General features: G+C 64.9%; 11 protein-coding genes. 2 read left to right on the top strand and 9 right to left on the bottom strand.

Annotated features, from left to right (window positions below; translation table 11 throughout):
- Nucleotides 1–303 precede the first annotated feature (303 nt).
- The gene (locus tag MBENS4_RS18985; protein WP_052322549.1) at nt 304–2,376 is read left to right on the top strand and encodes a S9 family peptidase; all 2,073 of its coding nucleotides are present in this window, start codon (nt 304–306) and stop codon (nt 2,374–2,376) included.
- Between the two features lie 64 nt (nt 2,377–2,440).
- Here the strand turns inward: MBENS4_RS18985 and MBENS4_RS18980 are convergent, their stop codons facing one another.
- From MBENS4_RS18980 to MBENS4_RS18945, 9 genes are all read right to left on the bottom strand, one after another.
- Nucleotides 2,441–3,376, bottom strand: a complete 936-nt coding sequence (locus tag MBENS4_RS18980) for a formylglycine-generating enzyme family protein (RefSeq protein WP_039393705.1) — start codon at nt 3,374–3,376, stop codon at nt 2,441–2,443.
- 220 nt (nt 3,377–3,596) lie between these two features.
- Complete coding sequence (locus tag MBENS4_RS18975; RefSeq protein WP_039393704.1) at nt 3,597–3,779, bottom strand: YezD family protein; 183 nt, start codon at nt 3,777–3,779, stop codon at nt 3,597–3,599.
- Nucleotides 3,776–4,753 (bottom strand): sulfate/molybdate ABC transporter ATP-binding protein, encoded by a 978-nt coding sequence (locus MBENS4_RS18970; RefSeq protein WP_052322548.1) that lies wholly within the window; start codon nt 4,751–4,753, stop codon nt 3,776–3,778. Before MBENS4_RS18970 ends, MBENS4_RS18975 begins: the two co-directional genes overlap by 4 nt.
- Nucleotides 4,754–5,263 (bottom strand): sulfate ABC transporter permease, encoded by a 510-nt coding sequence (locus tag MBENS4_RS26915; protein WP_242405017.1) that lies wholly within the window; start codon nt 5,261–5,263, stop codon nt 4,754–4,756.
- A gap of 313 nt (nt 5,264–5,576) precedes the next feature.
- Nucleotides 5,577–6,203, bottom strand: a complete 627-nt coding sequence (cysT, locus tag MBENS4_RS18960) for a sulfate ABC transporter permease subunit CysT (RefSeq protein ID WP_242405066.1) — start codon at nt 6,201–6,203, stop codon at nt 5,577–5,579.
- Complete coding sequence (locus tag MBENS4_RS27650) at nt 6,203–6,478, bottom strand: hypothetical protein (protein WP_242405075.1); 276 nt, start codon at nt 6,476–6,478, stop codon at nt 6,203–6,205. The genes cysT and MBENS4_RS27650 overlap by 1 nt, the downstream gene beginning before the upstream one ends.
- A 5-nt stretch (nt 6,479–6,483) precedes the next feature.
- Nucleotides 6,484–7,533: a sulfate ABC transporter substrate-binding protein gene (locus MBENS4_RS18955; protein ID WP_039393703.1), complete on the bottom strand. Its 1,050-nt coding sequence runs from the start codon at nt 7,531–7,533 to the stop codon at nt 6,484–6,486.
- Between the two features lie 118 nt (nt 7,534–7,651).
- Nucleotides 7,652–8,107, bottom strand: coding sequence for an RrF2 family transcriptional regulator (locus tag MBENS4_RS18950; protein ID WP_039393702.1), 456 nt, complete (start codon nt 8,105–8,107; stop codon nt 7,652–7,654).
- Between the two features lie 62 nt (nt 8,108–8,169).
- On the bottom strand, nt 8,170–9,909 hold the full coding sequence (locus MBENS4_RS18945) for an SLC13 family permease (RefSeq protein ID WP_039393700.1): 1,740 nt from the start codon (nt 9,907–9,909) through the stop codon (nt 8,170–8,172).
- Nucleotides 9,910–10,055: 146 nt separating this feature from the next.
- Here MBENS4_RS18945 and MBENS4_RS18940 point away from each other — a divergent pair, with 146 nt between their 5' ends.
- Entirely contained in the window at nt 10,056–10,859 is an 804-nt protein-coding gene (locus MBENS4_RS18940) for a lipid II flippase Amj family protein (protein ID WP_039393698.1), read from the top strand.
- Nucleotides 10,860–11,286 lie beyond the last annotated feature (427 nt).

The raw sequence follows: 11,286 nt of genomic DNA, 5'->3' as shown, positions 1-11,286 counted from the left end.
GCATATGTTTGGCCGGGCACCGGGCCCACCTCTGGCGCAATGTGGCTTGAATTGTTCACCTGCGGCACTCCCCCTCTCGCCAGATTTCTAGTGCACGCATGGCGGTGTGTCATGTGCCCAATTTCGCATCCCTCATGCGGATCCGACACGGCGCAGAGCGGGCAAGCTTGTGAACAAGATGCGGGATCTGTTTGAAAACGCCTGCTTACCCTTCACATCGCGTAAGTTTCGGTCTTATGCGCGGGGCCGCCCCGTCGCAGCCGAGCCTGCGCAACGAAGCCGGGGCGCCACAAGGGTACGCCAATGCACTACATGATCCGTTCCGTCCTCGCCGCCGTTCTGGCGATGGGGCCGGCCGTCGCCTTCGCCGCTCCTGCCGAGCCATCCGAACAGACCTTGAAGGCCGAAGAGGGCGGCCCGATCTCGCCCGAGGATATCGTGGGTCTCAAGGACATGCGGGAAATCGCCATGTCGCCCGATGGCCAGAGCATCCTCTATACCGTGACCGACCAGATCGCGACGGCAGGCTCACAGCGCCAGTCCATCTGGCTCGTCCCGACCGATGGCCGCAGGCCTGCCAAGCTGCTCGCCGGAGCCAAGGGGATCAGCACGTCGCCGCAGTGGGGCCCGCATGGCCAGCGGATTGCCTTCCTCTCCGACCGTGCCAATCCGCTGGTCGAGGACGAGAACACCGAATTCCGCTTCACCACCAAGGTCGAAGGCGCCCGTGCCGGGAAGGGCGAGGCAGAAGGCACGACGCAGGCCTGGATGACGTTCGCGGATGGTGGTGAAGCCGTCCCGCTTACGGCCATGCGCACATCTGTCACCAAGCTGGCGTTCGCGCCCGATGGCCGCCGTCTTGCCTTCCTCGCGGCCGATCCCGAAACGCCGGAAGAGCAGGCCGATGCCGAGGCGGGCCGCGACGAGGTCGTCTACGGAGAGCCGGGCCACTTCACCCGCCTGTGGATCCTCGACCTGGAGACAGGCGATGCGCGCCGGGTCTCGCCCGAGGGCCTCAACATCTCGGAGCTGGCCTGGTCGCCCGATGGTTCGCACATCGCGGTGAGCACGGCGGACAACACCGACATCAACACCTTCTTCTACGGCACCGGTGTCGCGCTGCTCGATCCGCAAACCGGCAAGCTTGGCGAAACCCTGATCGCCCATTCGCGCGGTCCGATCAGCTGGTCGCCCGACGGGAGCAAGGTGCTCTCCTCGGTGGTGGGCGCAGACAATCCCATCGGTTCGGCTGTCCGGGTGTATGACCTCGCCAGCGGCAAGACGCTGAATCTGGGCGATCAGTATCCCGGCCTCTTCACCCATTTCACCTGGGCGCCGGACAGCCGCTCGATCCTCGCGACGACCTTCGAGGCGACCCGCTCCAAGGTCGTCCAGATCAAACTGGATGGTCATGTCAACACGCTGGCGCAGCTGGACGGGGAAGCGCACGACCTGGCTCTCGACGCCAGCAGCCAGCGCATTGCCGTTGCGTTGAGCAGCCCTGAGCGCCCCTCCGATATCTGGACGCTGACGCCCAGCGGCGAGGCCACGGCCATTACCCGGATCAACCCGCAGGTGGCCGACTGGACCATTGGCGATGTGCGCGAGGTCTCCTGGACCAGCACGGTCGATGGCCGCACGATCTACGGTGTTCTCGTCACGCCGCCGGGATACGACGGCAAGGGAGCGCTCCCCACGGTCGTGCAGATCCATGGCGGCCCGGAATGGGCCTGGTGGTCCGGCTGGCTGGGAAGCTGGCATGAATGGGCGCAGATGCTCGCAACCCATGGATATGCCGTCCTGCTTCCCAACATCCGCGGCTCGGACGGGCAGGGCACCGAATTCGCGCGTGCGGTCGGCAGCGACTGGGGCGGCGCCGACTACCAGGACATGATGGACGGCATCGACAAGCTGGTGGCCGATGGCACGTCCGATCCGGAGCGCCTGGGCATCGGTGGCTGGAGCTATGGTGGCTTCATGTCGGCTTGGAGCGTGACGCAGACGGATCGCTTCAAGGCAGCCGTGATCGGGGCAGCCCCGGTCGACATGGCGGTTCTCGCCCGCACGACCGACATCCCCGATTTCTCAGCGGCTTACTTCGGAGAGGCACAGGAGCATCTGGCCGATCTCGACGCGGTGTCCTCGGTGCGTCTGCTGGACAAGGTGGAAACCCCGGTCCTGCTGCTGCACGGCAAGGCGGACACCCGCGTGCCGCCGGACATGTCGCTGCAGTACTACACCGGTCTCACGCGGCTGAACAAACCGGTGGAGCTCGTCTACTATCCGGGCGAGGGGCATTCCATCCAGCAGCGCGCGCACCAGATCGACGTGCAGGAGCGCACGCTCGATTTCTTCGAGACGCACCTGAAACCCTGAGCGGGATAATTATGTGAGCCGGGCTGGCAGGTCGTTCCTGCCGGCCCGGTCGGATTCTTCGGGTTCAGCCCCCGCGCACGACGCAGCGAAAGCCGATGTGCGTGGTTGAACTGTCGATCGCCTCGGGATGGCGCGCGGCCGGGCGATAGCGCTGGCAGTAGTTTGCCGCACACAAGTGCGAGCCGCCTTTCAACACCTTGCGTCCGATTTTGATCTTGGGTTGCGCCGGGTCGAAGCTCTCCTTGAGCTTGCCGCCGCGCGGATTGGCGATGGTGCAACAGCTTCCCTTGCTTTTCTTTGCCAGGGACCCCGCGCCCGGGTTCTGCGACCACCAGTCGCAGGTCCACTCCCAGGTGTTGGCAATCATGTCGTAGAGCCCATACCCATTGGGCGGAAAGCTGCGCACGGGCGAGGTCCTCTCCCAACCATCGGCCATGGTGTTGGCGAAGGGAAACAGGCCCTGCCAGTAATTGGCCATCATCGCGCCATCTGGTGCCAGCTCATCGCCCCAGGCATAGGCCGCATCGTCCAGCCCGCCGCGTGCGGCGTATTCGAATTCGGCTTCGGTCGGCAATTCCTTGCCCGCCCACTTTGCGTAAGCCTGCGCATCGCCATAGGCGACCTGGACAACCGGATGATCCCAAAGCCCGAGTTCCTCGATGTCGGCCCCGGGACCAAGTGGATGGCGCCAGTCCGCCCCGAACTCGAAATGCCACCAGTTGCCGGGATTGCCCATGTCGACAGGTCCGCTGGTCTTGCGAAAGACCAGGGATCCAGGCTTGTCCATGCCCGGAAGCATGTCTGGATAGTCCTTGGGGTCCGGCGCGATCTCGGCAAACGTCACGTGGCCGGTCGCCTTCACGAAGCGGGCGAACTCACGGTTCGTGACCGGGATCTCATCGATCCAGAAGCTGTCCACCCGGACCTGCCGCCGGGGTGCTTCCTCCGGGTAGAAGTCCTCGGAGCCCATCGTGAAGGTGCCCCCTTCGATGCGCACCATTCCTGAGGTCAGGTCTGTGGAAGACGCGGCGGTCGCCTCGGGCGTTGCACAGCTGCTTTCTACGGTCATATCCCAAGTTTGCGCGATAGGCTCGTTCTGTGCAAGCCTTGGCTACGTAGGGTGCCAAAGCTCATGGACATTCCAGCCGAGCGAGGACGGCCACCGCCTCGTAGCTTTGACACGCGGAGAATGACGGCAGGCCTGGCACCCTTGGACGGACCTAGCGTACGGGCACCAGGCGCCGCTTCTCGGTCACGTCGATCTGGACCACGCGGCCTTCGTGAACGGTCAGCGAGACGCTGCCGAACTTAAGTCCGCTCAGCGCCTCGCGCACGCTCGCCAGGCTGGTTTCAAGCGCGTGGTCACCCGTCGCGGGGGCATTGGTAAGCGACGGGGCCGTCATGACGCGACCTCGTCCAGTCCGTGAATGATGTGAAAGCGGCGCGGGCGGATATGGACCGTGTCGCCCGCGGCAGGCGGAGAACGACGCCCATCGGCATCGAACTCGATGAGCCCGGCAAGCTCCTCGCTGTGTGCCTCAATCCGCCAGAATCCGCCCTTGCGGAAGACATTGGCGACCTGCACGGGATGTCCCACGTCGCCCGACGTCTCGATCTCGATGTCGTGCGGACGCACGAGGTGGCCACCCGGCAGGCGCGTGCTTTCGCCGACGAAGCGGGCGACGAAGGGGCTAGCGGGCGCCATGTAGATCTCCTCAGGTGAGCCGACCTGCTCAATCCGTCCGCCCTCCATCACCACCACACGATCCGCCAGTTCGAGCGCCTCTTCCTGATCATGGGTGACGAAGATCGTGGTCAGACCCATCTGCTTGTGAAGGTCTCCCAGCCATCGGCGCAGATGCTTGCGCACCTGCGCGTCGAGAGCGCCGAAGGGTTCATCAAGGAGAAGCAGCTGCGGTTCCGTGGCAAGGGCGCGGGCGAGCGCTACGCGCTGCCGCTGGCCGCCAGAAAGCTGTGCGGGATAGCGTGCGCCAAGGCCGCCCAGCTGGACCAGGTCGAGAAGTTCCTCGGCGCGGGCCCGGATCGCCTCTCGGGAGGGGCGTTCGCGGCGGCCGCGCACCGACAGACCAAAGCCCACGTTGTCGGCCACGGTCATGTGCTTGAAGAGCGCGTAGTGCTGGAAGACGAAGCCTGCCTTGCGCTGCGCGACCTTGAGATCGGTCACATCCTCGCCGTTGAAGCACACGGTGCCTCGCTCGGGAAAGGCGAGCCCGGCAATGATGCGCAGGAGCGTCGTCTTGCCCGAACCGCTGGGGCCCAGGAGGGCAAGGAACTCGCCATCGCGCACCGACAGGTCGATATCCTGGAGCACGGTCTGCGCGCCGTAGCTTTGGGCTATTCCGGAAAGTTCGATCATCTAGGCATTCCTCCGTTGATGATGCTGGAACCGCGCCTCGACCAGGGTCTTGAGAACCAGGGTGACAAGGGCGAGGCCGCCCAGCAGCGAGGCCACCGCAAAGGCGGCCACGAAGTTGTATTCGTTGTAGAGAATCTCGACGTGGAGCGGCATCGTGTTGGTCAGTCCGCGCAGGTGCCCCGACACCACCGAGACCGCACCGAACTCGCCCATCGCCCGCGCGTTGCACAAGAGCACGCCGTAGAGCAGGCCCCAGCGCACGTTGGGCAGTGTGACACGCAGGAACGTCTGCAGGCCCGAGGCTCCCAACGAGAGCGCGGCCTCCTCGTCGTCGCGTCCCTGTTCCAGCATGAGCGGGATGAGTTCGCGGGCGACGAAGGGGAAGGTCACGAAGATGGTCGCAAGGACAATCCCCGGCACCGCGAAGACGATCTGGATGTCGTGTCTGTCGAGCCAGGGTCCGAGCCACCCCTGTGCCCCGAAAAGAAGCACGTAGACGAGGCCTGCCACCACCGGCGAGACCGAAAAGGGCAGGTCGATGAAAGTGATGAGGAGCTGCGCCCGGGAAAGTCGAACTTGGCGATGGCCCAGGCCGCAACGAGCCCGAAGATCACGTTCACCGGCACGCTGATTGCCGCCACCAGCAAGGTCAGACGGATCGCGCTGCGCGCATCGGGATCGACGAGTGCGGCCCCGTAGGCGGCGAGACCATGTTTCAACGCCTCGACGAAGACCACCACGAGTGGAAGCAGCAGGAACAGGGCGAGAAAGGCCAGCGCGGCAAGGATCAGTACCGCCGGGCCTGCAGAACGGAGACGGGACGTCATCGCACGCTCCTGCGGCGGCTCCAGGCCTGGATGAGGTTGATCACCAGCAGCATGGCGAAAGCTGCCATCAGCATGACGGTGGCGATCGCACCGGCACCGGCGTAGTCGTACTGCTCAAGGTGGGTCACGATCAGCAAAGGGGCGATCTCCGAGGTGAAGGGCATGTTCCCGGCGATGAAGATGACCGAGCCGTACTCACCCAGTCCCCGCGCGAAGGCGAGTGCAAAACCGGTCAGGAGCGCGGGCAGGATCTCGGGCAGGATCACCCGGGCAAAGACCTGCACCGGGACTGCGCCCAGCGAGAGCGCCGCTTCCTCGACCTCACGGTCGAAGTCTTCGAGTACCGGTTCGACCGCGCGCACGATGAAGGGTAGCCCCACGAAAATGAGCGCCAGGGTGATCCCCGCCGGGTTGTAGGCAAGCGGCAGGCCAAGCGGCGCCGTGACGCGGCCGAGCCAGCCATTGCTCGCGCAGATCGCGGTGAGCGCGATGCCCGCCACCGCGGTCGGGAGCGCGAAGGGCAGGTCGACCAGCGCATTCACGAGGCGCCGGCCGGGAAAGGTGTAGCGCACCAGCACCCAGGCGGTCAGCAGTCCAAACACCGCGTTGACGCTGGCTGCAATTAGCGACGTGCCAAAGCTGATCCGGTAGGCCGCCAGCGCGCGCGCGAGAAGGCCGCCTCGGCAAAACGCGCCCAGCCCATTCCGGCGCTGGCGAGGAATACCGTACTGAGCGGGATCAGAACGATCAGGCACAGCCACAGGAGGGTCAGGCCCATGGTCAGCCGGAAGCCGGGCAGGATCGAGCGGGGGCGGGGCCTGGGGCGTGGCGGCGGAATCCTGTCGGACCGGGCAGGCCGCGTGTGGTGGTCGAGCACCACCGAAGTCGTCATGTCCATGGCCGTCACCGTCCGCCGGGGGCGTAAATGCGGTCGAACACTCCGCCATCGGCGAAGAAGCGTTCCTGCGCCGCTTTCCAGCCACCGAATTCGCCGTTGACGGTCACGAGGTTGAGCGTGGGGAAGTCATCCGCATGGCGCTGCGCCACGTTGGTGTCGATCGGGCGATAATGGTTCTGCGCAATGATTTCCTGGGCTTCGGGGGAGTAGAGATAGTCGAGATAGGCCCGGGCGACCTCTTCGGTGCCGTGACGCCGCGCGTTGCCATCGACCACCGCCACGGGGGGTTCCGCAAGGATCGAGAGCGAGGGCGTGACAATGTCGAAGCGATCTTCGCCCAGTTCCTTGCGGGCGAGATAGGCCTCGTTCTCCCAGGCCAGCAGGACATCGCCGATGCCGCGCTCCACGAAAGTCGTGGTGGCCCCGCGCGCGCCGCTATCGAGGACGGGCACGTTGCGATAGAGGCGCTGCACGAACTCCTGCGCTCCCGCATCGCGGCCACCTGCATGCGCTTTGCCGTAGGCCCAAGCGGCCAGAAAGTTCCAGCGCGCTCCGCCGCTGGTCTTGGGATTGGGCGTGATCACGGCGACGCCCGGCTTCACCAGGTCATTCCAGTCGGCAATGGCCTTGGGGTTTCCCTTGCGCACGAGGAAGACGATGGTGGAGGCGTAGGGCGTGCTGTTGTGGGGCAGGCGGGCCTGCCAGTTTTCCGGCAGCTTGCCGCCGGTGCGCGCGGCGATCGCGTCGATGTCGTAGGCGAGCGCCAGCGTCACCACGTCGGCCGAAAGGCCGTCGATTACCGCGCGGGCCTGCTTGCCCGATCCGCCATGGCTCATCCGGATGGAGACGTCCTTGCCGGTCCTGGCCTTCCAATGCTCTGCGAAACGTGGGTTGAGCGCTTCGTAAAGTTCGCGCGTGGGGTCGTAGGAGACGTTCAGAAGTTCGATGGTCTCGCCCGCGGCACCATCACCAGCCTGCGAACAGGCGGACAGGACGAAGGGGGCCAGCAGCAGGACGGCGGCGCGCCGGGCGCGTGTCCTCAGGGCAGGTTTCATTACGCGGTCTCCTGGATGCCTTCCCTCCGCCCGTGTGGACGGAAAAGCGGGAGCGACTCGTTACCGCATTATTCCTATCTGGATGATAGGGATTGTAAAGGCGCAAAAGCGCACGGGCTTAGCTAGCCCTGCGCTCCCGTGCGATGAAACCGGGTTCCTGGCCTTCGCGCAGGGCATCCGCGATCGTGCGCGATTCCAGTACCTGTCGGCTCGCCTCGTAGGAGCGGGCAAGCTCGCGACGGATAATGCACCGGGCCTCGTTCTCGCAGTCCTCGCAGCGACGGTAGGCGTTGCGCGACAGGCACGGCAACGGCGCAAGCGGACCATCGAAAATGCGCAGAACTTCGCCAAAACTGATCGTATCCGCGGGTCGCAACATGACATAGCCCCCAGCCTTGCCACGGCGGCTTTCCAGGATGCCGGATTTCTTCAGATCGAGCAGGATCTGCTCGAGGAACTTGTGCGGAATCGCGTGGCTGCGGGCGATCTCGGTGCTGGTGATGGCCTCGCCTTCAGGCTGGGCGGCTACGGCAAGAAGGGCACGCAGGGCGTACTTGGCTTTGTTCGAGATCATGACCTGGGTGCAACTTCCCTACAACAGAACTGGACTTTACGCCCCCAAGGGCGCGGATACAACTAGACCATCAGGCCCAACGCAAGCAGCGCGGCAAGACAGCACAGCGCCAGGAGTGGAGCGCCAAAGCGGGGAAAGTCCCGAAAGCGATAGCCCCCTGCGCCCATCACGACCGCGTTATTGTGGTGGCCGAACGGCGTCAGAAAGTCGAGCGAAGTGCCAACCGCGACGGCCATCAGCAGGGGCTCCAGCGCCACGCCCGTGCGCGCGGAGATGCTTGTGGCGATGGGGCTGAGCACGATAGCGGTCGACACGTTGTCGATGAACGGGGTGATGGCGATGGCCATGAACAGTACCAACGCGATCACTCCGAGCGGCTGTTCCCCGGGGAGCCAGGCGACGATGGCGTTGGCGATCACCCGCGCGGCTCCTGTATCTTGCACCGCCAGGCCAAGCGGGATCATGCAGGCGAGCAGGATTACGATCGGCCAGTTCAGCTCTTGCAACGCGGTGCGCAGGTTGAGGCAGCGGGTCGCGGCGAGGAGGAACACGACCGCGCCAAAGGCGATCTCGGCCGGGATCAGTTCAAAGGCGGAGACGAGCACGCCGGTCGCAAAGACGCCGACACCCGTCGCCGCACGGGCGTTGAGACGGGGCGGGCGGTGCCGGGACAGGGGCAGGAGCGCGTCCTCGGCCAGGGTCGTTCCCAGCGCCTCGCGATCGCCCTCAAGGATGAGGACGTCGCCGACCCCAATCTGGAGATCCGCAAAGCGCCCCTCTATCCGGTGGCGTCGGCTCGCGAGCCCGACCACGCGGATCGCGTGCTCGGCAAACAGCCCGATATCGCCGATTCGTGAGCCGAGGAGAAAACTGTCCGGCATGACTACGGCCTCGCTGCGTTCGGGCGTGGCGGTCCCCTCGTGGCGTTCCGCAGCGGCAAGGGCACCTTCCAGGTGGAGCTGGTCGATCAGCGCGAAGTCGGCCTCAAGGAGGAGAATATCGTCTTGGGCCAAGACGATATCTGCCCGGCGCGCGAAGACATGGGCGCCATTGCGCACGACGCCGTGGACGAGGATGTCGAAGCGGGCTTCCGCGTCCGGCAGATGCAGGCCCTTCGCCGCAGAACCGTCGGGTACGCGTGCTTCGGTGAGGAAGGAGGCGGGGCCGAGATCGTTCCCGGCAGGGGCGTTCGCAGGCGCGCACAGCAGGCGTGGGGCGGCGAGAACCAGCCAGACAAGGCCCACTGCCATGACCGGCAAGCCGACTTTGGCGAGGCCGAAGAAGCCCATGTTTGCGCCCGTTTGCGATACCATCCAGTCATTGACGACAAGATTCGCAGGCGTGCCCGTGAGGGAACAGGTGCCCCCGAGCAAGGTTGCGAAGGAGAGCGGCATCAGCATGCGCCCCGGCGGCAGTCCGAGGCGCGCGCAGACCGACAGTGTGACCGGGAAGAAGAGCGCCAGCGCGCCGATGTTGTTCATGACCGTGGAAGCCAGCGCGGCAAGGCTGCACAGGACGGCGAGGATCGCGGTCTCTCCGTGCACGCGGCTGACGATGCGCCGTGCGAAGGTGTCGATCACGCGCGATTGCGCAAGTGCGGCAACCACGAGCAGGATTTCCGCCACGGTGATGACCGCCGGATTGGCAAATCCGGCGAAGACCGCCTGCACCGGCACGAGGCCCAGTGCGAAGGCGGCACCGAGACCGGCCATGGCGACAAGCTCGACGCGAAAGCGCTCGGACGCATAGGCCACGATCATGGCCAGGAGGATGCCCAGGATTGCCCATTGCGCGAACGTCATGCCGTATTCTTCCTGATCGAACAGCCTGGCCCGACGCCACCCGGGCGTCGGGGCCGACGGGTTCGCCCTATATCCCGATTAATTTAGTAGGCCAAATCTTTTGGCCCGTCTATGTAGGCGTCGTCCCCCCATACGAGGCGTGTTTCTTGGATCTGCAACTGCTGACGATCTGCTTGCTGACGTTCGCCATCAATTTTGTCGGAGCGCTGGCCTATGCCGCCCGGATCGCCGGGGTTCGAACGCAGCGAATTGCGCTGGCATTTGCGCTTTTCAACGTCCTTGTGCTGCTCTCGCGTTTGTCCAACGGCTTTCTCGGGCCGTTCCTTGCCAAGCGAATCGAAAGCGCGCTGCTGGCCGATTCGGGCGATGGGCTGCTTTTCGACTTTCGGCTGGTCCTGGCTGCGGCAACGGCGGCGAGCGTCCTGGGCACGCTGTTCATTCCGACCGCACAGCGGTGGTTTTCTCGCGCCATCGGTGATTTTCAGCATCATCGATCGGTTCTGACGCTCGTGAAAGTGGCTGCCTCACCGCGTGGTCTGGCCTTTCTGTGGCGGGCCGGGACGCGCCCCCGTGCCTCACATTTGCGCGGCCTTTGCGGCCTGCACGGCGTCGGTCTTTCGGTCATCGCGCTCAATGTCCTGGCGCAGGCCTTGCTGGGGGTGGGCGTCCTCGCCTCGCTCTACGCGGGCTATCTGGTCCCCGAATACCGGGTCACGGCCTCTCAATTGTCGGCCATCGTCAACGGATTTGCGACAATTCTCTTGTTCGTGCTGATTGATCCGCAGCTCTCGGTCATGACCGACGATGTCGTGTCCGGAAGTGTCGGAGAGGGCGTTTTCCGGCGCACCGTGGTCCTGCTCGCTTTAAGCCGAGTCTGTGGGACGGTGCTGGCACAGGTGCTTTTCGTACCGGCGGCGTGGTTGGTGGTGGCCTGCGCGCACCTCATGTGAGGGCCAGTGAGGCGTTCGCGCGTCCGCCATCCAGATCGGCTTGACATTTTCCCTACTTAAAAGGCAGGGTTTAAATCTACAAAGGGCGACTGGCCGGGACGCCCCCGATTTCTCCCGGCTCGCGGCATTTGATCGGGAAGCAGCTTGCTCCGCGTTACCAACCGCTAAAGCGCGCGATGCTCGGGCGACAACGCCAGGCCTCGTGTTCCCCTCACGTCCCAAATCTTGAGGTGATACGATGCAATGCACGTTCAGATCCCTTCATACCTCGCGGCAGCACACCCGCCGTCGCGCCGCCGTCCCTCGTCTACGGCAGGCAGGCTCGATCCACTTTGGTCCTGGTCCCCATGCCTCCGCGTCACGGCTGCATGAGGCGGGGACTTTCCTGCATGTAGACCCAATTCCGCGCATGGAGCCTGGCCCCTTT

The organism is Novosphingobium sp. MBES04, assembly GCF_000813185.1.
GTDB lineage: Bacteria > Pseudomonadota > Alphaproteobacteria > Sphingomonadales > Sphingomonadaceae > Novosphingobium > Novosphingobium decolorationis.
This window is presented reverse-complemented; position numbering and strand designations above follow the sequence as displayed.

Coding starts and splice junctions, on each gene's coding strand:
- MBENS4_RS18985 (WP_052322549.1), top strand. CDS start 304: ATGCACTACATGATCCGTTCCGTCCTCGCCGCCGTTCTGGCGATGGGG.
- MBENS4_RS18950 (WP_039393702.1), bottom strand. CDS start 8,107: ATGATCTCGAACAAAGCCAAGTACGCCCTGCGTGCCCTTCTTGCCGTA.
- MBENS4_RS18980 (WP_039393705.1), bottom strand. CDS start 3,376: ATGGTGCGCATCGAAGGGGGCACCTTCACGATGGGCTCCGAGGACTTC.
- MBENS4_RS18970 (WP_052322548.1), bottom strand. CDS start 4,753: ATGATCGAACTTTCCGGAATAGCCCAAAGCTACGGCGCGCAGACCGTG.
- MBENS4_RS18955 (WP_039393703.1), bottom strand. CDS start 7,533: ATGAAACCTGCCCTGAGGACACGCGCCCGGCGCGCCGCCGTCCTGCTG.
- MBENS4_RS18975 (WP_039393704.1), bottom strand. CDS start 3,779: ATGACGGCCCCGTCGCTTACCAATGCCCCCGCGACGGGTGACCACGCG.
- MBENS4_RS27650 (WP_242405075.1), bottom strand. CDS start 6,478: ATGGACATGACGACTTCGGTGGTGCTCGACCACCACACGCGGCCTGCC.
- MBENS4_RS18945 (WP_039393700.1), bottom strand. CDS start 9,909: ATGACGTTCGCGCAATGGGCAATCCTGGGCATCCTCCTGGCCATGATC.